Raw genomic sequence first — 20,000 nt, forward strand, 5'->3', positions numbered from 1 at the left:
AATTAAAAAAACAGCTTAGAGATAAGAGGGATGAACTTGGTGGCCTTGAGAACGAGCTTGTTTCTCTTTTAGGTGTTTTGAAGCGTGTGTTACGTAAGTATACCTACACTACCGGCCGGGAAGTTGAGTATTCAGATGAACCATATAAAATTGCTTTAAAAGACCCTGACCGGCTGAATAGTCTTGTAGAAGAGATAATTGATCTAGATAGTTCCGGTGAAATCGATGTTGACAACAAAAAAATAAATAGGGTGCATAAAATCCAGGACAAACAACAGGAGATCGAGGATAAGGTCAGTAGATACAAAGAAACAAAAAAAGAGATCAAAGAGTTGGAGAAGAAGATTCAAGAAAGTTTAAAGCCTCAGAAAGACGAGAAAAATAGGTTGGAGCGGCAGTTAAAAAAGAAAGAAAGTAGGTTAAGGAAGAAACAGCGGTCTCTAGAAAAAAAACAGAAAGAACACCAAGAACTCATGGAAAAGAAATCTAGTTTGGAAAGTAAAATCAAAGAAACAATCGATTATTACCTAGAAGAAAAATTGATTTATAAAGAAAATTAAGTTCAAAAGACATTTTAAGAGTTATAAGGTATAGTGAGGTGAACAGATGGGGGGTTTAGGTTTGTCTTGGTTGTCTGGTTTTTTGTTGGGAGCGTTGGTTTTGGTTTTAGTAGGCGTGTTAACTACCGTTGTCCCCTACCTGTTTTTAGTTGAGGTAGAGAGTTTCTTGGGCTCCTATCTTTATTGGACGTTGATTACAGCGGTTTTTATCTTGCTTGGGTTTTTGGTGGTTCGTCGGTGGGGTGATTGAGTTTGGAGCCTGCCTACCTCTATCTAGCGATGGCTTTCTGGGTTGTTGTTATCGTTGTTCTTTCTGAGTATAGTCGTAAGGGGTTGGGTAGTGGTGTTGATGAGTTTGTGTTGGCTGGACGCGACCTAGGTGGTTTTGTATCTGCTATGACGTATAGTGCAACCACCTTTAGTTCTTTCATGATGGTTGGGTTGGTTGGCCTTACATACTCTGGAGGTGTTGCCGCTCTCGGTTTTGAGATGACTTACATCGTGTTCACTATATTGTTGTTGATTGTTTTTGCTCCTAGGTTTTGGAGTGCGAGCCGTGTTTATGGGGTTATCACGCCGCCTGAGTTGTTGTCTGAGAGGTATGGATATACTGCTGGTGTTGTTTCTGCGGTTATCTGTCTGGTTATGTTGATTCCGTATATGGCTATACAGATGATGGGTGTAGGTTTCCTGTTAGAGGGGATGACTGGAGGCGCAATCCCCTATATGCACGGCGTCTACATCGTGGCGGTATTAAGTATCGCAGTGACAGTTTGGGCTGGAATGCGCTCCGTAGCACTCACCGACGCCGTACAAGCGATTGTAATGATCGTCTCAGCACTCATATTACTGGTGTACATATTTTATGTTTTCTTTGGATCTCCAGGTCAATTTGTAAACACAATAACAGTGGAGAACCCCGAGTTGTTAGGGATAACCTGGGACTTCAACATGTTTATAGGGTTAACATTACCGTGGGCGTTCTTCGCCTTGACAAACCCACAAGTCTCACAAAGAATGTTCGTCTCAAGAGATGTAGGTAGCCTCAAAAAAATGGTTATCTATTTCGCATTGTTCGGATTCATATACACAATAATATCCACCTTATTAGGTCTTTCAGCAGCCAACCTAATACCAGGATTAACCGACCCCGACAACGCAATGCCAGTACTACTAACCATGGTCCCAGAAACACTAGGAATAATTGTCTTCCTAGGTATCTTCGCAGCCTCAGTATCAACACTCGGCTCCGTCCTACTCACACTAAGCTCAATCGGAGGAAGAGACCTCATAACCCAAAAACAAGACATACCCAGCCAAAAAGAAATCCTACTAAACAAAGGAATAATACTAACACTAGTCCTCGCATGCATCATATTCGCAAGCATGCGACTCGACCTCATAGCAGTCCTAGCAAGCGCCGCATCAGCAGGACTATTGGTGATGGCACCAACCATAATCGGAGCATTCTTCTGGAAAAAACCAACCACCAAAGCAGCAACAACAAGCATGACAATACCCGCAATCATAGTAATAACCCTATACATACTCAACCTAGAACCATTAGGTTGGTGGCCAGCAATATGGGGATTAATAACAGCAACCATCATATACATAACAATCACACTAACCACAGAAAACAACGGAGATGGAGAACAATTCATAAATGAAATACAAAAAGAGATGAAGAAAAATGGATTCTAACCAAAATCAAAAACAAAACCAAATAACCCGAAATTTATTTTGGAGGTTTATTAATTGAAATGTCCTGAATGTGAAGGAAGAATGAAAGTAATCAGAAAACAACTACCTAACTCAATACCATCGATAGCGACACCATTCATCGGATTCAAAGAAAAAAGGGTATCGAAAGAAATCATGGAAAAATACAACCGCATCACCCTATACATCTGCATAGAATGCGGAGAAATAAAAGGAAAACTCAAAAAATAAAAACCTCAATGATAGATCAACTGGTATATACCGCATGAACATACAAAATTAACAAAACCGACAAACTCGATACAAAACCAACAGCAACCAAATGGAAGATTGAAGACCCAGCAATCTGAACCAAAATACCAGGAAGATCTGCCCAAGGAATCCATTCAGATATTTGGTTACCTAAATAATAGGTAGCGCTAGCTATAACTCCACCCAACAACCCTAAACCAAAAACAACTCCAGCCAAAACAGCTTTCTGATCAAGATTCATTGAAAATCAATTTAATTCAGACCCATTTAACTCTTAGGTGCCTACACTTAAATCTAATCAAAAAATAACAATATCTTTAAAAATAAGGTTTCTTTATAATCGCAAAAAACAATCTCAATAAAGAATTTAAAAAATCAAGTTTCATTAAGTATTGTAACAATGAATATCAGTGAAATTAAGAGACAGAATAAAAGAAAAATACAGAGAATAAAAGAGATAAAGCGACAAAAAGGAATATTGGGAGTTACTAAATCTATTTATAGATACATAAAATCAAATTGTAGTCTTAAGAATTGCCGTTCAATTAAAAACTACTATATCAACTGGCTTAAATACAGAAAAACAAATTCTTTACCAAATCCATACAAAATAATCTATATAAATCCTAAAAAAATTAAATACATGGTGATACCAAGTTTTCAGGAATATTATTCAAAAAAATACTCTTACATCCTACCAGGCAGTTGGGATGTTAACAAAACCAACGCCCCCCCCCAACAGATTAAAGAAACTACCTCAAAAAACAATAGAAAACTTGCTCTTTTTAATAAATATTTTTTATACCAGTCTTTTAAAGAACACTATATAAACGAAGAGCCTTGGAACGTGACTGAATTCTATACACACGGATTAGAAAAAGTTGAAAATTCTCCGAATTCAAGTTCTAGGTATGGTAGTAGGGAGAAGTTTTTAAATAGGTTGGATATGTTGGATAGGCTTTTCGTTGAGATAAAAGAAAATGGATATAAAACTCAGAAGGAGTTGCATGGAAATAAAAATACAGGTAAGCGTTATCCTTTGAATGATGGTTTTAGGATTATTCCAGAAAAACAAGAGATTTTGGTTGATATTGGGCGTGATGGTGAGTTTATTTTTGATGATGGACGTCATCGAGTATCTATGGTTAAGTTGCTAAGTCTTGATGAAGTTCCGGTTCGGATTTTTGTTAGGCATACTAAATGGCAGGAGATCCGGAGAGAGGTTGCTGAAGCCGAATCAATCGATGAACTTAGCGAGAAGGCTTTGACGCATTTAAACCATCCAGATATGAATGATGTGAAGAAAGGGTTGTTGGTTTGATTTTTTGGTTTTTGATTAGTTTTATGTAGTATTGTTTTTTTAACTTCATTATGGTGATTTTGTTGTCTATGTATGGTTGTAGGGAGCGTTTTTTTAGGGCGCTTGATTTGGTTGGTGTTGATCGTGTTCCTTGTGTTATGCCTTTGCAGACTGGTACGGTGGATTTGATGAGGTTGTGTGGTTGTTTTTGGCCTGGTGCTTTGAGGGAGGGTTGGAGTATGAGTGTTTTGGGTATGGCTGGGTTTCGTTTTGGTGGTGTTGAGAGTGTTAGGTTTCCTTTTGATATGAATGTTGTTTGTGAGTTTTTGGGTTGTAGGTTGCGTTATCCATGTGGTTTTGGGCAGCCTGTTATTGTTGAGAATGCTATTTCGGGTTTGGAGGGGGTTGGTGGTTTGGAGGTTGGTGTTGGGGGTCGTATGTCGGTTGTTGGTGAGGCTGTAGGTTTTGCTAAGGATATTGTTGGTGGTCGTGTTCCTGTTCTTGCTGCGTTGTCTGGTCCTTTTTATGTTGCTGGTCAGGTGCGTGGTATGGAGGAGTTTTTGTTGGAGGTGTATAAGGGGTGTGATGGTGTTTTTGAGTTGTTGGATGTTTGTCTTGATGTTTGTCAGCGGTATGCAAGTTATTTGGTTGAGTGTGGAGCTGATTGTGTTGTTGTGCTTGGTGTTTCAACTGATTTGATCAGTCCAACTATGTATCGGGAGTATGCACTGCCGTATCAAAAAGAGTTGGTTTCCGGTTTGGATAGGAGTATCTTGCATATTTGTGGGGATACTGCTCCGATTTTCAGTGATATGGTTGAGGTTGGTGCGGATGGTGTTAGTGTCGATTCGGTTGTCTCTCTAAGAGGTTTGAAGGATGTTGTCGGTGATGAGTGTGCGGTTCTTGGAAATGTCCCACCGGTGGATGCGTTGTTGTTTGGTGATCAAAAGAAGGTGGTTAGGGAAAGCAGGCGTTCAATCGATGAAGGATGTGACATACTATGTTCAGGCTGTGGGTTGCCACCAGAAACACCAATCGAGAACCTAATAGCTATGACAGAAACAGCGAAAACATACAAAAAATAAAAAAACTAAATCTCTTGGTTTTTTTGGGGTCTGTTTGGTTTAGGGGGTTTTGAGTTGGGATTTGTTTTTGTGGTGTTGATGAAAACAGTTATATATGTGGGTTGTTAATTGTTGGGTAATTTCTGTATTAGATGTATTTTTTGTTGGTTTTTTCGGCAAAAACTAGATTGGTTTTGTTTTTTTATATATTTATTGTTGTTTTTGTGTTGTTGGGTATTTTTTTGAAGTTGTTTGGTAGTTATTTCTAGTCTTATCGGTGGTTATTGAGGGATAAAACCGAAAAGTATTTAAGTGCGGCCACCAACAACATGGTTGCAAGCAAACTGAGAAAACAAAGCCAAACATCCAAGTTAAGTTAAATAAATTGTCACCAAAACTCGTTACGGCCACCTAACAGAAAAAAGGCAGAAAAAGGCCGATTAACAATTCGATTCACATTCTAACGGTAATCAGTTAAAAAATAAATTGTTTAATGGTTGTAATAATATGTCAACAGAAATTGGAAAAACACAAAACGAAATAGAAAAAAAAGTTAAAAGCGAAAGAGACCACATAGGGGAGTACGAAGAAAGCGACAAATGCCCCGAATGTGGCGGAATAAAACTAATAAGAGATTACGAACGAGCCGAACTAGTATGTGAGAAATGTGGACTCGTAATCGATGGAGACTTCATAGACACAGGCCCAGACTGGAGAGCATTCGACAGCGAAGAAAGAAACAAAAAAATGAGAGTAGGCGCCCCAATGGACATAATGACACACGACAAAGGCCTCTCCACAAACATAGGAACCGGAACCCGAGACAGCAACGGAAACTCAATCAGCTCCAACAAAAAAACCAAATTCTACCGACTAAGAAAATGGCACAGACAATCAAAATTCAGCGACTCAAAAGAAAGAGACCTAGCACTCGCCCTAGGCGAACTAAACAGAATGGCCTCACAACTAAACATACCAAAAAGCGTAAGCGAAGACGCATCAATGATATACAGAAAAATAGCAGAAAAAGGCCTCGTAAAAGGCCGATCAATAGAAGCAATGGTAGGATCCGTACTATACATCAGCTGCAGACAAAACAAAATCCCAAGAACACTAGACGAAATATCAGACAGCGCAAGAGTATCAAGAAAAGAAATAGGCCGAGCATACCGATACATCGCATCAGAACTCGGAATAATGCTACAACCAGCAAAACCAGAAGAATACGTCCCAAGATTCTGCAGCCAACTCGGACTAACAAACAAAGTACAATTCAAAGCAGAAGAAATCCTAAAACAAGCATCAGAAAAAGAACTAACAAGCGGACGAGACCCAACAAGCATAGCCGCAGCAGGAATATACATCGCAAGCGTAAAATGCGGCGAAAAAAGATCACAAAAAAAAGTAGCAAACGCAGCAAGCACAACAGAAGTAACAGTCCGAAACAGATACCAAGAACTCTGCGAAGAACTAAACATAGAAATGAACGTCAACTAAACAAAAAAACACAAAAAAAACAAAAACATCAACCCCCAAAAACTCCTCTCCACTCCCCTCCCTCATTTTCCTCTCTCATTTTACTTTATATTTTTTTTATTTTTTTACACAATTACCTATACCACACCTACAAACACAAAAAACCACCAATACCCCAAAATTACTACACTTTAGCTGAATATACGATTCGAAGTACATACAAATCTAATAAACAAGGTTAAAGTCTATTAAAAAGACAAAAAAAAGTTAAAAAAAATTTATGTTGTTGGTTTTTTTGTTATAGTGCTTCAAGTTATAATTAAAAAAAATTTAAATGAAGAGTTGGGGGTATTTGGTTTCTATTGTTTCTAGTGGTTTTCTGTGTTTTTGGTTTTTTTGTTTGGTTTTTTATCTAAAATCGTGGGTATGACCCCATCCTTAACGAGTGAGTCTTTTAGGATGAACGGGTAGGGGGGGTAGTTCACTGCATCATTATTAGGAGCATTTTGAATTTTTTGGTTCCTTTTAGGCTGTGTGGTTCGTTTTTTGGCATTATTATGGTTTCTTCTTGTTTTAGTTTGTGTTTTTTGTTTGAGATTGTTATTTCTGCTTCTCCGTCTAGGATTATTGCGAGTGCGTCGTAGGGTGCGGTGTGTTCGCTTATGTTTTGGTTTTTGTCGATTGCGAATAGGGTTAGGCTGCCACTATCTCTGTCTAGTAATGTTCGGCTTACGATGGTGCCTTTTTGGTAGTCTACAAGGTCTTTGAGTTTTATTACTTTTTTTGAAAGGGATTCAATATCTTCTTTTTTCATAGATTTCACTTCTAATAAATAGAATACTTACTATCATGTATATAATCAACTTTTTTTAGGGTTGTTTGTTTTTGGTTTGAGGTTTTTGGGTGGTTTTGAGGGGAAAATTGTATCTTTGTGTATTTATATATATTTTTTTACTATGGATTTACTTGTGTTGTTTGCGTTAGTTGGTTTTGCTTTGGCGTTGTTTTTGATTGTCGCTGCTTATTCGATTGTGATTATTAAGGAGTATGAGCGGGCGCTTAAATTTAAGTTCGGTGAGTTCATTGAGGTTTTGGAGCCTGGTTTGCATGTTATAATTCCTTATGTTCATAAGGTTGAGAAGGTTGATTATCGAACCAGGTCTTTTGATGTAAGTCCGCAGAAGGTTTTGACCAAGGATAATGTTTCAACGTCGGTTAACGCGATAGTCTTTTTACGTGTTAGACGTGGTAAGGAGCAGATAAAGCAATCGGTGTTGGAGGTTGACAACTATGAACGGGTTACCGTTGATTATGCGAGAACTATGCTTAGAGACATGATCAGCAGTCGAAATCTTGACACCATCCTTCAAGAACGGGAGGAGATGGCTAAAGTTATGAAGGAACGGCTTGACACTAAAACAGATGAATACGGTGTAGAGATCATGGATGTTGAAATAAAAGATGTATCTATACCGGATGAGATGGAGCGGGCGATGGCTGCAAGTGCTGAAGCCGAAAGAGACCGAAAAGCAAGGATAATCGACGCAAACGGAGAACTACAAGCAGCTGTAAGAACAAGAATCGCGTCAGAACTACTAGGAACAAAAGGATACAGACTCAGAACACTACAAACACTCGACTCAGTAGCAGTAGAAAACGCAACAATCGTCACAATACCAACATCCCTAATCTCAGAAGACATGATGGCCTCCGACGAGGAAGAAGGACTATCAAAAGACCTAGTCGACGAAATAGACCTAAAAAGCCTACTAAAAACAGTAAACGTAGAAGACCTAGCAAAAGACATACAATAACACAAACAAACCAACATATATCGGAGAACCCTAAAACAGGGTTCCCACCAACCTCTCTTTATATAAAAAATCAATAAAAACAAACAATATTAAAAAAAAGAAGCCAACCTACCTAAATCTTTTCTTTATTTTTTAGTTTTGGGTCTTTATTTTTTAGTTAGGGTTGTTTGGTTTTTTGTGGTTTTGGTTTTTTAGATCCATCTTATGGTGGGGGGTATGATTTCTATTTGGGCTATGATTTCGTCTTTTATTGTTTTTGTTTCTTCTATTTTTACGTTGTTTTTGTCTTTGAGTTGTAGGCTGAGTTTGTTGAATTCGTCGATGTCGCTGAATCTTAGTAGTATTGTTTCGTGTGAGTGGAAGTCTGTGCTTTGTTTTAGTCTTTTTTCGGCTTTGTTGATTTGTTTTATTGCTGTGCTTGAGGCTTCTATTTCGTAGATTTGTTGTTTTTGTGCTGTGACCATGTCTTTTAGCCATTTGTTTTTTTCGAATGGTAGTTTTGTTTTGATGTGGTTTTGGTTTTTTTCTGCTTGTATTGTTGCTAGCATCTGGCCGTTTTTTGTTTTTATTGGGGTTTTGACTTCTCGGTTTAGGAACATTTTTAGTGATATTATGCCTGTGAATATGTCTTCTATTTCTTTTGCTTCTTCTGGGTTTTCTATTATCATTTTGGCGGTTTCGTTCATTTCTATTATGGCTTCTGTGTCTGTTTTGAATTTTATTTCAGGTGGCTCCATGGTTATCACTTATTGTTTATTTTGGGGGTTTTGTCTTTGGTTAGTAGTGTTACTCGGCTTTCTGGTACGTGGTCTGTTAAGGTGTAGTCTGTTTTGTCTGCTATCTGTTCTGAGAATTTTTTTACCTGTTGGTTTGTTGGCATTCTCTGTCGGTTTAGTCTTTTTCTGGATTGCCCTACATGCATATATGCTTTGATTTCTATGTAGTCGGGCTGTGCTTCTCTAAGTATCTCGGCGTACTGGTTATGTTTTTGGTCGTTGTATCCGTTTACGAGTGTTATTCTTATTGCTGTCCGGCCGTTATGTTTTGGTAGTGTTTTGAGGGTTTTCTGTAGGTTTTGCCATCCATTTTTTTTTGTTGGTCTGCATAGTTGGTTGTATGTTTTTTTGTTTGGTGCGTCGAGTGATATGTAGAGTTGGGTGGGTGGTGTTAGGTTTTTTATTGTTTCTGGTTGTTGGCCGTTTGTTACCAGGAATGTTGTTAGTTGTTTTTTATGTGCTTCTTCAATCAACTGGTTTATCTCTGGATAGAGTGTTGGTTCTCCGGATAATGAGATCGCTAGGTGTTTTGGGTTTCTAGCTTCCTCTAACAGTTTTTGTGAATATTTTTCTGGACTCCCTCCAAAACCAGTTAACAATTGTTTTTGTGCTTTAATAACTCCACCTAACAACTTTTTTGCTGGGTCGTGTTCCGTTAGTTTGGTTTCAGTCCAATTCTCATAGGAACGCCAACAAAAAAGACATTTTTGGTTACAATGCACCACTGTAGGAGTCATCTGAAGACAACGATGGCTATCTATTCCATAAAAACGCTGTTTATAACAACCAGGGTTACCCTGCAAACCCTCCCTCAACCAATGACATAACTTAACAGCCGTATGCCTACCTACAAACCTATATCCCTGACTTTCCAACTCCTCCCTAGCTGAAACCAACTTCATAAAACCCTCCAACAAACCAAAAAAACCAACAACATCCTGAACCCTGTCACACCAACCATACACACATCCGTTTAATTGGTTATAGCTTTCCGTTACAACCTAACTCTTTATTTCTTATGTGTTTTGGTTTTTGTTTTTTTATGTAGTTTGGTTTTGTGTTTGTTTTTGTGTTTGTTTTTTTTATTTCCATACTGCTGATGCTAGTAGGGCGGCTCCTACTACGACTCCGAATTGTGGGTGGTCTGGTACGATTACGTCTTTTCCGCCGAGTATTTCGCTTACTGCTTTGGGTAGGCCGTCTATTAGTGCTGTTCCTCCGACTTGTATTATTGGTTCTCTTATTTCTAGTTCTTGTAGTTGTTCTTGGTATATTTGTTCTGCGACGCTGTAGCATGCGGCTGCTGCTACGTCTTCTATGTTGTGGCCTTCTGATAGGCTTGTTACGAGGTCTTGTATTCCGAATATTGCGCAGTAGCTGTCCATGTTGATTGCGTGTGGGTTTCCTTTTAGGCTTAGTGGTCCGAGTTTTTCGATGTCTACGCCGATTCGGCTTGCTGTCATTTCTAGGAATCTTCCGCTTGCTCCGGCGCATATTCCTCCCATTGTGAAGCTGTCTGGGATTCCATCGTGTATGTTGATTGCTTTGTTGTCCATTCCTCCGATGTCGAGTATTGTTGCTCCGCCTTTCATTGTGTCGGCGAGCCAGGCTGCTCCTTTGCTTCCTGCTGTTAGTTCTTCTTGGATTAGGTCTGCGTTGAGTTTTTTGGCCATTGTGTGTCTGCCGTATCCGCTGACTCCGAGTTTTTCGATGTCTTTTTGTTTTAGGTCTGCGTCTTCGAGGGCTTCTTGGTATACTTTTTGGGCTGTTGGTATGACTTCTTTTGTTGGGTGCCAGCTGGTGCCTATTATTTGGTCGTCTTGCATTATAACGCATTTTGTTGTTGATGATCCGCTGTCTATGCCTGCGCTTGTTCCGACTTGTTTGTCCCAGGATAGTAGGTCTTTTTTTTCTACGATGCTTACTAGGGCTTCCATTCGTGTTAGTAGTTCTCCTGCGTCGGTTTTTTCTGTAAATGCGTATGTTACGACTGGTATGTCTGTGTTTTTTTGTAGGTATTTTCGAACTTCGCTTCGGACTAATGCGCCTTCTGCGCATCGGAAGCAGGTTAGTATGATTGCTGCGTCGGCGTCTATTTTACCGTCTGCGATGTTTTTGGCTCTTGCTATCAATAGTTTTAGGTTTGGTGATGCTGGTTCGAATCCGAATTCGTCTACTGCTGGTTCTATGTCGTCTATGTCTACGTCGGGTTGGAATAGGTGGCCTCCTACTGATTCTGCTGCTTTGTTAACTTCTTTTTGTATTCCGCTGTGTTCTGGTCCGCATGAGAGTTGTGCTATGTCTATCACTTTTGTTCCTCCAGGAATTGTTTTACTTTTTTCGCCATTTGTTGGCCTTCTTCTTTTGTTTCTGGGTATTTGACTTTGAGTAGTGGTATGTCTCGGTTTATGATGAGGTAGTTTATTAGTTCGTTTGATCTGGCGCAGCCTACGCATCCGAACTTCATGTCTGCGTCGCTTATTATTATTGCTGCGTCGGCTTCGTCTATCATTGGGCCGATTAATGCCATTCGTCCTCTAACTCCGCTTGGAACTTCGCTTGATGCGTATTTTAATCCTTCTTCTGCGTCTATCTCGGTTATGTTGAGTGGTGGGGAGTCGATTCCTTCGTCTTTTACTTTTTTTCCAACTCTCTCCATCATGGTTAGTGGTTCGTGTCCTAATTTCTCGATTAACTTTGACATGATCAGGCTGTTTGGGGGGTTTACAAAGACCTTCATCATTCTTCCTCATCTATTTCGAATATCTCGATTAGTTCTTTTGGGTCCAGTTTTTTCTTTCTTTTTTCTTTGGCTTTTTCTATGTCTTTCTCAACCTCTGGCTCCGGACCCATTGGGGGTGATTTAACCATGGACATTGTTTTGAATTCGTTTTGTAGTTGGCAGAAACCTGGTCTAGAGCCTTCTGTCGCCCTACATCTACGGTGATCTGCTACTGGGAATCCACGTGTTTTTATGTATATTTCGTCTTCGCTACCCAACTTCATTGCCTCTTCAACAGCTTTCTCGACATCTTCTTCTTGGCCTTCTAGGTTAACTCCATAACATGTCTCTTTAACTGTTAATGATAGATCCAGTTGGTGCAGTACCTTTGAAACATAACTTGGTGTCAGGCTTGAATCTGGAGACAAGACAATCATTTTGGTTGTGGTCAATTTAACTTCCTCCATCATTTTTGTTTGTTTCTTTTATGTATAGTGTGTCTCCGTCACCTAACTCACGTAGTTTATCGAGGCCTTTAACCACTTTTCCAGCGATGTTGGTTGCCTTGAATCCCTCACCGGTAGGTCCATACCTCTCACTGTCTTCCAACCGTATTCCAATCATCCCTTTGTTAGGTTTGGACATATTTGTAATACCGATCTCTCCTTTCAATACTTTATCGGTTGGTGTGTTCTCAGGTGTTAGGTTCCCCGCTAGGTCTTGGTCTCCCTGGAACATTACGTTGGATATTTTCTGTGATGCGAAGTAAACCTCTAACTGACCTACATCTTCAGAAATCAATCTAGAAACCCTTTTAAAGTAATCTAATGTTCTTGGGGCTTCATCGTAGTAGAACTCGACCTCCATGATGTTGTCCGGGTCTACTCCATAGGTCTCAACAACCCCTTCCTCTTTCAAATCAAGTGTCAACCTAGGTTCCTGCCTAATTATAACCGCTTGGTCCCCGGTATCTCCAATACGTTTATGCTGGATCCCATTGCCACTGAACAGGTTGGCTGCCTCACCCTGTGTCAAACCAATCGACAACATCCTACCTGGAACCGTCTCAACCTGGATACGGCATCCACTATCGATTATATCGAGCAACGGCATACCACTCTCAACAACACCAACCACATTATGATGAGCATGCAACGGCCGATTATTCTTGTATAGATATATGTTCCCACAGCCATCCCCATCATTCCTCACAGAAACAACTCCCCTGGCACGCCGTATATTGTTTTCTTTGGGCAGGTTGCGTATACGGCCTTCACTTTTTAGGTAGGTATCTGTGTTTTCATCGATCTCTAAAAAACCATCTTCGGTGTTGCGGAGGAAATACTCGGCTGAAAGTGGAGCCTTGTCACTCAACTTAACAACAACCTTACTATAAACCTGCATTCCATCAACAAGCTCTGTATCCAAATCGGTTGTGTTGAAAGAATCAAACCGCTCCCTTTCAGAGACAACGGGACTGATTTCATTAAACTGATCTCCAGCATCTAAACGATCAACCATGTGTTTACCACGCTTAATCCTACCAACAACACCGCCCTCCATAGTTCCATAACTCTTAGTATGATCCTCCCTACAGATCATCAGGTAGGTATTGTCGTTGTCAAGCCCGCTAACACCAAAAAAAACATCCCCAACATTATAACTATAGACCGATTTATCTATCTCCACATCCGATTTGAAAGGCCCCAACGCAGTTATCTTCTTCGAAGACCACCTAACACCTAAACCAGACAACCTATCAATGTTTTCAAGGAACTGGCTGGCAAGCGGGCTATCATTCAACTCAACAGTGAAACTACCAACATCGGTCTCAACACGAAACTCCTTCTCCTTTTCCTGAACAACCCGCTCCACCTCTCTAACAAGACCAGCAGAACAACCAAAAGGTAGGTCCACAACCTCCCCTAACGTTGTTCCCTCATCAACCTCCTTCTCTCTACCGTTGACCAATACCTTCATATAAACCAAACACCACCAATTACCGAAACCAACAGAAACCTAAAAAACTACTCAAAATCAAATCCAGCAATAGCGGTCCCCTGCTCTTCATCATCCTCAATACCTAAAACCTCCTTCAAATATATATCGGCTGGCGGACAAGGAGAACCAAACACAGGACTAACACAACCATCAACACCTTCAAGCCGCTTAAAACGCTTAGGAGGGAACAAAACAACCGGCTCCTCACCATCCTTCAAAGCAGACTTACTCAACTTATCCTTATACAACACAAAAGTACCAGACACCGACACATTCCGATCCGACTCCTCTAAACGCTGAATCTCATCCTCATCATCCAACTCCTCACCAATAACCTCATCCATATGCTTAATAACAACATTAGAGCCTTTAGGCCACCTAAACTCACCGCTAGTTGAAAAAACAACAGTACAATCCCGAGCCAAACCCTCCTTAATACCCTGATTATCACCACGGCCAAGACCCATAATCACACTACCCTCAGCATCCTTCTCAATCTCAGACAACCTATCCTTCTCATCACTACTCAAAACACGAACAACACCCACACCATCAATCGCACTCAACTCAGACTTAAACCTATCAACAATTTCATCCATAAAAAACACCCAAATTAACACACTCAAACATAACAAACACAACCCTACCTAACTAAATCAAGATTAACTCCAACATATCATTCAATATATCTACTAAACCAAATCAAACCAAGCCATATCTAATTTAATTATATTTACTTTAATTTAATCTTGGAGTTATAGCTAACTACAGAACAAAATCAAACCCGAAACACTAAAACACTTTTCCATAAAATCTAACGAAAAACAAAAAGTTGTGGGGAAAAAATGTTTTCCCCTTCTTGATCTCTTTTGGTTTTGGGTTTTTTTATTTTAGTTTTTTGTGTAGTAGTGTTGTTAGGTCCTGCATCTGTATGTCTTTGCTTTCTTCGATTCCTTCGTAGTGGTATTGGCAGAATGGACAGTAGGTTACCATTCCGTCTCTGGTTTCTTTTGCTTTATCGATCGCCAACTTCCCTATTTTTTCTGATATCTCTGGGTAGTTAGGTTTGACCCCTGCTGGTGCTCCACAGCAGATTGTTTCATCCTCGAACAGTTCTTTGACTGAGTAACCCATTTCATCTACTATCTCTCTTGGGATGTTGAATAGGTGGGAAACTGGACATCCGTCTTTTATGGATAACTCTCCTTCTGTTTCCTCTAGCTCTAGTTTTCCCTCTTCTATGAGGTCTTTGTATACCTCCATACTCAACTTAACTTCAAACTCTGGTTCTCGATACAACCGTGGATACATATCGTTCATCTGGCCGTAACAAGCAGGACAGCTAACTACCAAGGTCTGTATTCCCTGATTTTCTATCTCCATAGTATAGTCTTTTGCATATAACTCTAGTTCGGCTGTATGACCGTTGTCTGTTACAAACAAACCACAACACTTCTCATCTTCGATCAACTGTGGTTTTATTCCAGCCTTGTTCAACACCTTAACTGTTTGTTGAGCAATCTCAGGATATTTAAACGATATCCAACAACCAGCCATATACCCAATCTCACCGTCATCGGAAAACTCCAGGTCATCAGACACCCAATCCATCCGTTTAGAGTTGTCAAATCCCCCTGGATTCTTCGCTTCAAGTATATTATCGATTATATGCGGCGTTTTCTCCGGCTCCTCACCACGAACCGCAACCAAACCACGTTCATACTTAATCACATCTGAAAGAGGGATATCCTCAGGACAGACATCATCACACAAACCACACATAGTACACAAGTATAACGAGTCAAGCTCCTCTTCCTCTAAAAACAAACCATCCTCCAACTTACCAACCAACTCAATCTTCGAACGAGGACTGTACACAGAATCATCCACTACCCTACAGATACTGCAGACATCAGCACAATTACCACAATCAGTACACCTAGACACAATAGTTCTATAATCATCCATCTAAACCACACTCCAAATTAACACCGCTAACTAATATTTACACACAAACAACCTAAATCATTTACCCCAAAAAACCCACAAACACCAAACCAAACCCCCAACATATACACCATAATATAAGATAACTACTCGGTTATGGCTTGTTGTCCTATCTTATCTTTTGTTTTGTTTTGTTTAGTTTTGTTTAGTTTTGGTTTGGGAAGTTGTTGGCGAAGTGTTTGTATATTTCGTATAGGTCTGCTAGTATGTCGATGGATACTGATTCGTTGTTGCTGTGTGGTTCTTTGGATTCGGCGCCTCCGATAACTATTGTTTCGACTCCTTTTTCTTTTAAGAAACCGCTGTCGGTGGTTTGTGGTTTTATAATTCGTTTGGGTTGGTATCCAGTTACTCGGTTGATGCTTTCTTCTATGTTTTGTATCAGTTTCTCGTCTTCTGTTACCATTGGTGGTACGTCTGAGGTTATCTGTGTTTCGTCTCCAAGGTCTAGTTCGAATTTGTTGTTGGGTGTTGTACGTACGTCGACAGTTATCTGGCATCTATCTGGCACGACGTTTGCCGCACCTTTACTTTCAATCTGAGTAACACAACTACTTGCCTTCACCTTTTCCCCAAATATCTCTTCCTCGGGATGTTCATGTTCCTGTATCTTCTTTATAACATCCATCATGCTATATATCGCGTTCTCCCCATAATGAGGTTGAGATGCATGTGAAGGACGGCCCCTAGTTATAACCTTATACTCACGCCTACCTCTATGAGCTATACAGACATCTATCTCACCCTTCTCCGTATAACCAACAGTTCCCTCACCAATAACCGCATAATCCGGTTGAAAACCACTCTCAACAGCATGCTTAACCCCTCTAGCATCGGTCTCCTCACCAACAAAAGACGCAAAAGTCAAAGTACAACTCGGCTGAGCATCCAAAAACGCCTTAGCCATCGACACCAAAGTACCCTTCATATCAGCACTACCACGACCATAAATACGACCACCCTCCACCCGCACATCAAGACCATCAGACGGAGGAACCGTATCCAAATGCGAAACAAACGCTACCTCAGGACCCCCACTACCCTTACTCGCAAAAACATTACCAACCTCATCAATCTCACCACCAACCAAATCAGCAACAAACTCAGAAGCCCCAGACTCATCACTCCACGAAGGAATCCCCACAAGCTCTTTAGTATCCTCAATAATCTCTCCAGTTCTCAACACAAATAAACACCAAAACCATACAACAAAACACAATCCAAATCAACAATACAATACAATACGATACAATACTAAACACCAAACCAAACCAAAAAACCCAGCCAAACACAGCTATAGCCAGGCCAACCCCCAACTTAAACCCAACAAACCTAGTCAACTAGATTAGTTTAGATTAGTTTGGTTTGGTTTGGTTTGTTTTTGTTATTTGAATCTGTTTTCTAGTTTTTCTAGTACTTTTGGGACGGTTGTGTATTCGAGTTCGTCTTCGCTTAGTAGGTGTGGTTGGAATGGGCCGTGGTTTCGCATGTATTCGGCTGCTTCGTTTGCTTTTTTTCTTGCTGTGTTGAATGATGGGTCGTCGAATAGGTCTCTTGGTCCTTCTAGTTTGCCGTTGTTTAGTTGGAAGCCTAGGGCGACTACTCTTGGTGGTCCGTCGAATCTTGTTGGTGTGGCGTCTTCTTCGCTGACTGGCATTAGTGGGCCGTTGTGTGATCCTCGCATCCATCCTGGGACTAGGTGTGGGAATGAAAAGGCTTCTAGTGCTTCTCCGACGGCTGGGAAGCCGGATTGGCATCTTACGACTGCGACTGGGTCGTCTTTACCGACGTATTCTCCGGCCATTAAATTCAGTTTTTCAGTGCTTACAACTGCTGCAGGCCGTCCATCTTTCTTAGAAACCGATTCGATACTGTATTTGGATACGATTCCTAGTAAGGAAAGGATGTCATACATCTCTTCAGGACAGCTCAATGTAGCTGTATCACCTTCATAGTAATCCAGTATCTCAAAATCGAATCCTTCATGCAAACTAGGGTCTAAAACAAGTCCTGACGTGCTGAACGGATCTGCAAACATCTTAAACAAAGGATAGTTAAACGCGCTTGGACTGGTTTTATCACACAAAAACACTAGGATAGGCTCGCTCTCACGCTCATCAAACTCCATCTCAGCAGAACCGGGACCCAAACCCTTCACATTACCCGAAAACGCATCGGAAAGCAAATCCTGGCCAGCACCATACAAACCAAGCTCCTTAGCAAACTCAGTTCCTTCCTGAAAAGCATCCCAAGCAAGAGAATGAACCTCCTCACTATCAACACCATGGTCATGACTCATAACCAAATCAATATCATCACCACAACAACCAACATAATAATCAATCAACACACCATCCGACTTACCATCCTCCAAAACACCCCTAACACGATCAACCAACTTACTCGGAGCCCTAACATGCCCTGGTAAACTACCAATATCCGCCTTAATCACACTTAAAGTAACCATTCATATTCACCTATACTAACTAATCATTCAATTAACAAAACAAGCTACAGAAAAATAAACCCTATTAATCTAATAATCTTCCCCACCAACAAAAAACCAACACAAACAACACAAACTATCTCTCTTCATTTCCCTTAATCTCTCTAAGCTCCCTAACACCATCACTACTACCAACCAAAACACTATCCGCCATCCCCGGAAACAAACCATGCTCTACAACCCCAGTTATACAAGATATCTCTTTAGATAGTCTCTCCGGTTTCTGAATCCTACCAAAATCCGTATCAACAACAAAATTCCCGTTATCCGTAACCAACGGCCCATCCTTCTCACCACAACTACGCAAAACCCCCTCACCACCCAAACAACCTATCTCACCCAACACATTCTCCAACGCAAACGGAGCCACCTCTATAGGCACCGGTAAATCCAACTCAGAATCAACCTTCGTATCATCAACAATACAAACAAACCGATCACTAAAAGAAGCAACAACCTTCTCCCTAAAATGAGCAGCCCCACCACCCTTAATCAAATTACCATCAAAATCAACCTGATCAGCACCATCAACAGCCAAATCAACAGAACCAACAGAACTCAACGACCTAACATCAAAACCAAGCCTACGAGCCAACAACTCAGTATCAAAAGAAGTACAAACACCAACAACATCAACATCCCTACCAGCCAACTCCCTCAAAAAAACACCAACAGTCGAACCCGTACCAAAACCAACAACCATCCCAGACTCAACTAACTCAACCACACGTTCACCAACAACCTCCTTACCAACATCACTACCATCACGCTTAACAGACATCACAAAACAACTCCAAAACAAAAAACAAAAACACTACAACACTACACTATAAAAAGACCTAAAACCATTAAAAACTATCTCCACAAAACAAAAAACAACCCACAACCCAATCCAATTCTGTTCAAACCCAATACCCAACTGAAACATACTCACTATGTATCAATATTCTGTGTATCGATATTTATTACTCACGTTGTGTGTTTTGGATAGCGTTATCCCGGAATTATATCATCGACTTCTAGATCTACGTTGCTAGTCATCTCCAAACTTACCGGTGTAATCGAAATTTCTTTTCTATTCAACACTACGTCAACATCCGTTCCTTTTTCCACATTCTTAGTATATCCACCATCGATCCAGTAGTATTGTTTACCTCTAGGGTCATGCCGTTCCTCAACAGAAGTGTCAAATACCTTACGGCCCAGTTTGGTGATTCTCATCGGAGTATCTCTACCTGCAGAAGATGGAATGTTAACATTTAAAACATCAACACCCTCAGGAAACCCCTTCTCTTCAACCCCACCCACCAATTTTTCAATCACCTTAGACGGAAACTCTAAATCAAGGTCTAAACCACCTTCATGATATTTATAACCCTCATCAACAAGCTGAACCGAAACACTGATAGCCGGCACTCCCTGAGTAGCAGCCTCCAAAGCAGCACCTACAGTACCAGATGTAGTAACAGCCTCAGAACTCAAATTCTCCCCCAAATTAACTCCAGAAACAAGCAAATCAGGAGACTCATCCAAAACACGATGCAAACCCAAAATAACACTATCCGTCGGAGTCCCCCCAACACTATAAGTCGGAACATCAAAACCAGACAACTCATTAATCCTCAAAGGCTCAAACAAAGAAATCGCCCTACCAATACCACTCATCTGAGAAGACGGAGCAACAACCGTCACATCCCAACCATCAGGCAATCCATCAACAACAGCCCTAATACCAGACGAATAAACACCATCATCATTAGTAACCAAAACTTTCATACAAAAAACAAATACAACCCACAA

General features: G+C 40.5%; 21 protein-coding genes. 7 read left to right on the forward strand and 14 right to left on the reverse strand.

What is annotated here, in order from left to right:
• From AMET1_RS07895 to AMET1_RS04930, 3 genes are all read left to right on the forward strand, one after another.
• On the forward strand, nucleotides 1–560 hold a 560-nt coding region (locus AMET1_RS07895), incomplete at its 5' end, for a hypothetical protein (protein WP_201721286.1).
• Between the two features lie 246 nt (nucleotides 561–806).
• Nucleotides 807–2,264: a sodium:solute symporter family protein gene (locus AMET1_RS04925; RefSeq protein ID WP_143406855.1), complete on the forward strand. Its 1,458-nt coding sequence runs from the start codon at nucleotides 807–809 to the stop codon at nucleotides 2,262–2,264.
• Between the two features lie 54 nt (nucleotides 2,265–2,318).
• Nucleotides 2,319–2,513, forward strand: coding sequence for a hypothetical protein (locus tag AMET1_RS04930; protein WP_086637394.1), 195 nt, complete (start codon nucleotides 2,319–2,321; stop codon nucleotides 2,511–2,513).
• Between the two features lie 16 nt (nucleotides 2,514–2,529).
• Here AMET1_RS04930 and AMET1_RS04935 read toward each other — a convergent pair whose 3' ends face one another.
• Nucleotides 2,530–2,775, reverse strand: coding sequence for a hypothetical protein (locus AMET1_RS04935; protein ID WP_086637395.1), 246 nt, complete (start codon nucleotides 2,773–2,775; stop codon nucleotides 2,530–2,532).
• 606 nt (nucleotides 2,776–3,381) lie between these two features.
• Between AMET1_RS04935 and AMET1_RS07810 the strand changes: the two genes are divergently transcribed.
• From AMET1_RS07810 to AMET1_RS04950, 3 genes are all read left to right on the forward strand, one after another.
• A complete protein-coding gene (locus AMET1_RS07810) occupies nucleotides 3,382–3,855 on the forward strand; it encodes a hypothetical protein (RefSeq protein WP_143406856.1) in 474 nt (157 codons plus the stop codon).
• 68 nt (nucleotides 3,856–3,923) lie between these two features.
• Nucleotides 3,924–4,919 carry an MtaA/CmuA family methyltransferase gene (locus tag AMET1_RS04945; RefSeq protein WP_236629455.1) on the forward strand — a complete coding sequence of 332 codons (996 nt, stop codon included), beginning with the start codon at nucleotides 3,924–3,926 and terminating at the stop codon, nucleotides 4,917–4,919.
• Nucleotides 4,920–5,405: 486 nt separating this feature from the next.
• Nucleotides 5,406–6,395: a transcription initiation factor IIB gene (locus AMET1_RS04950; protein ID WP_086637398.1), complete on the forward strand. Its 990-nt coding sequence runs from the start codon at nucleotides 5,406–5,408 to the stop codon at nucleotides 6,393–6,395.
• 460 nt (nucleotides 6,396–6,855) lie between these two features.
• Here AMET1_RS04950 and AMET1_RS04955 read toward each other — a convergent pair whose 3' ends face one another.
• Complete coding sequence (locus AMET1_RS04955) at nucleotides 6,856–7,188, reverse strand: cupin domain-containing protein (RefSeq protein ID WP_086637399.1); 333 nt, start codon at nucleotides 7,186–7,188, stop codon at nucleotides 6,856–6,858.
• Between the two features lie 142 nt (nucleotides 7,189–7,330).
• Between AMET1_RS04955 and AMET1_RS04960 the strand changes: the two genes are divergently transcribed.
• On the forward strand, nucleotides 7,331–8,188 hold the full coding sequence (locus AMET1_RS04960; RefSeq protein WP_143406857.1) for an SPFH domain-containing protein: 858 nt from the start codon (nucleotides 7,331–7,333) through the stop codon (nucleotides 8,186–8,188).
• A 191-nt stretch (nucleotides 8,189–8,379) separates the two neighbouring features.
• Here AMET1_RS04960 and AMET1_RS04965 read toward each other — a convergent pair whose 3' ends face one another.
• The 12 genes from AMET1_RS04965 to surE all read right to left on the reverse strand — a co-directional run bounded on the left by AMET1_RS04965 (nucleotide 8,380) and on the right by surE (nucleotide 19,976).
• Nucleotides 8,380–8,925: a hypothetical protein gene (locus tag AMET1_RS04965; RefSeq protein ID WP_086637401.1), complete on the reverse strand. Its 546-nt coding sequence runs from the start codon at nucleotides 8,923–8,925 to the stop codon at nucleotides 8,380–8,382.
• Between the two features lie 5 nt (nucleotides 8,926–8,930).
• Nucleotides 8,931–9,866 (reverse strand): 4-demethylwyosine synthase TYW1, encoded by a 936-nt coding sequence (gene twy1, locus AMET1_RS04970; RefSeq protein ID WP_086637402.1) that lies wholly within the window; start codon nucleotides 9,864–9,866, stop codon nucleotides 8,931–8,933.
• Nucleotides 9,867–10,046: 180 nt separating this feature from the next.
• Entirely contained in the window at nucleotides 10,047–11,273 is a 1,227-nt protein-coding gene (locus AMET1_RS04975; protein WP_086637403.1) for a methanogenesis marker 15 protein, read from the reverse strand.
• Nucleotides 11,270–11,704, reverse strand: a complete 435-nt coding sequence (locus tag AMET1_RS04980) for a methanogenesis marker 5 protein (protein ID WP_201721287.1) — start codon at nucleotides 11,702–11,704, stop codon at nucleotides 11,270–11,272. Before AMET1_RS04980 ends, AMET1_RS04975 begins: the two co-directional genes overlap by 4 nt.
• A complete protein-coding gene (locus AMET1_RS04985; protein ID WP_161490777.1) occupies nucleotides 11,704–12,138 on the reverse strand; it encodes a methanogenesis marker protein 6 in 435 nt (144 codons plus the stop codon). Before AMET1_RS04985 ends, AMET1_RS04980 begins: the two co-directional genes overlap by 1 nt.
• A gap of 1 nt (nucleotide 12,139) precedes the next feature.
• The gene (mmp3, locus tag AMET1_RS04990; RefSeq protein ID WP_086637406.1) at nucleotides 12,140–13,666 is read right to left on the reverse strand and encodes a methyl-coenzyme M reductase-associated protein Mmp3; all 1,527 of its coding nucleotides are present in this window, start codon (nucleotides 13,664–13,666) and stop codon (nucleotides 12,140–12,142) included.
• Nucleotides 13,667–13,713: 47 nt separating this feature from the next.
• Nucleotides 13,714–14,286 carry a hypothetical protein gene (locus AMET1_RS04995; protein ID WP_086637407.1) on the reverse strand — a complete coding sequence of 191 codons (573 nt, stop codon included), beginning with the start codon at nucleotides 14,284–14,286 and terminating at the stop codon, nucleotides 13,714–13,716.
• Between the two features lie 286 nt (nucleotides 14,287–14,572).
• The gene (locus AMET1_RS05000; protein ID WP_086637408.1) at nucleotides 14,573–15,655 is read right to left on the reverse strand and encodes a (Fe-S)-binding protein; all 1,083 of its coding nucleotides are present in this window, start codon (nucleotides 15,653–15,655) and stop codon (nucleotides 14,573–14,575) included.
• A gap of 184 nt (nucleotides 15,656–15,839) precedes the next feature.
• Nucleotides 15,840–16,880, reverse strand: coding sequence for a M20 family metallopeptidase (locus AMET1_RS05005; protein WP_161490778.1), 1,041 nt, complete (start codon nucleotides 16,878–16,880; stop codon nucleotides 15,840–15,842).
• Between the two features lie 198 nt (nucleotides 16,881–17,078).
• The gene (fbp, locus tag AMET1_RS05010) at nucleotides 17,079–18,161 is read right to left on the reverse strand and encodes a fructose-1,6-bisphosphate aldolase/phosphatase (protein WP_086637410.1); all 1,083 of its coding nucleotides are present in this window, start codon (nucleotides 18,159–18,161) and stop codon (nucleotides 17,079–17,081) included.
• Nucleotides 18,162–18,276: 115 nt separating this feature from the next.
• Nucleotides 18,277–18,981: a ribose-5-phosphate isomerase RpiA gene (gene rpiA / locus AMET1_RS05015; RefSeq protein WP_086637411.1), complete on the reverse strand. Its 705-nt coding sequence runs from the start codon at nucleotides 18,979–18,981 to the stop codon at nucleotides 18,277–18,279.
• Between the two features lie 212 nt (nucleotides 18,982–19,193).
• Nucleotides 19,194–19,976 carry a 5'/3'-nucleotidase SurE gene (gene surE, locus AMET1_RS05020; RefSeq protein ID WP_086637840.1) on the reverse strand — a complete coding sequence of 261 codons (783 nt, stop codon included), beginning with the start codon at nucleotides 19,974–19,976 and terminating at the stop codon, nucleotides 19,194–19,196.
• Nucleotides 19,977–20,000 lie beyond the last annotated feature (24 nt).

The organism is Methanonatronarchaeum thermophilum, from assembly GCF_002153915.1.
Lineage (GTDB): Archaea > Halobacteriota > Methanonatronarchaeia > Methanonatronarchaeales > Methanonatronarchaeaceae > Methanonatronarchaeum > Methanonatronarchaeum thermophilum.

Bases quoted from the DNA above. Each gene is read 5' to 3' on its own strand.
- AMET1_RS04955 (WP_086637399.1), bottom strand. From the start codon at position 7,188: ATGAAAAAAGAAGATATTGAATCCCTTTCAAAAAAAGTAATAAAACTC.
- fbp (WP_086637410.1), bottom strand. From the start codon at position 18,161: ATGGTTACTTTAAGTGTGATTAAGGCGGATATTGGTAGTTTACCAGGG.
- AMET1_RS04980 (WP_201721287.1), bottom strand. From the start codon at position 11,704: ATGAAGGTCTTTGTAAACCCCCCAAACAGCCTGATCATGTCAAAGTTA.
- surE (WP_086637840.1), bottom strand. From the start codon at position 19,976: ATGAAAGTTTTGGTTACTAATGATGATGGTGTTTATTCGTCTGGTATT.
- AMET1_RS05000 (WP_086637408.1), bottom strand. From the start codon at position 15,655: ATGGATGATTATAGAACTATTGTGTCTAGGTGTACTGATTGTGGTAAT.
- mmp3 (WP_086637406.1), bottom strand. From the start codon at position 13,666: ATGAAGGTATTGGTCAACGGTAGAGAGAAGGAGGTTGATGAGGGAACA.
- rpiA (WP_086637411.1), bottom strand. From the start codon at position 18,981: ATGTCTGTTAAGCGTGATGGTAGTGATGTTGGTAAGGAGGTTGTTGGT.
- AMET1_RS04945 (WP_236629455.1), top strand. From the start codon at position 3,924: ATGTATGGTTGTAGGGAGCGTTTTTTTAGGGCGCTTGATTTGGTTGGT.
- AMET1_RS04960 (WP_143406857.1), top strand. From the start codon at position 7,331: ATGGATTTACTTGTGTTGTTTGCGTTAGTTGGTTTTGCTTTGGCGTTG.
- AMET1_RS04995 (WP_086637407.1), bottom strand. From the start codon at position 14,286: ATGGATGAAATTGTTGATAGGTTTAAGTCTGAGTTGAGTGCGATTGAT.
- twy1 (WP_086637402.1), bottom strand. From the start codon at position 9,866: ATGAAGTTGGTTTCAGCTAGGGAGGAGTTGGAAAGTCAGGGATATAGG.
- AMET1_RS04935 (WP_086637395.1), bottom strand. From the start codon at position 2,775: ATGAATCTTGATCAGAAAGCTGTTTTGGCTGGAGTTGTTTTTGGTTTA.
- AMET1_RS04950 (WP_086637398.1), top strand. From the start codon at position 5,406: ATGTCAACAGAAATTGGAAAAACACAAAACGAAATAGAAAAAAAAGTT.
- AMET1_RS04965 (WP_086637401.1), bottom strand. From the start codon at position 8,925: ATGGAGCCACCTGAAATAAAATTCAAAACAGACACAGAAGCCATAATA.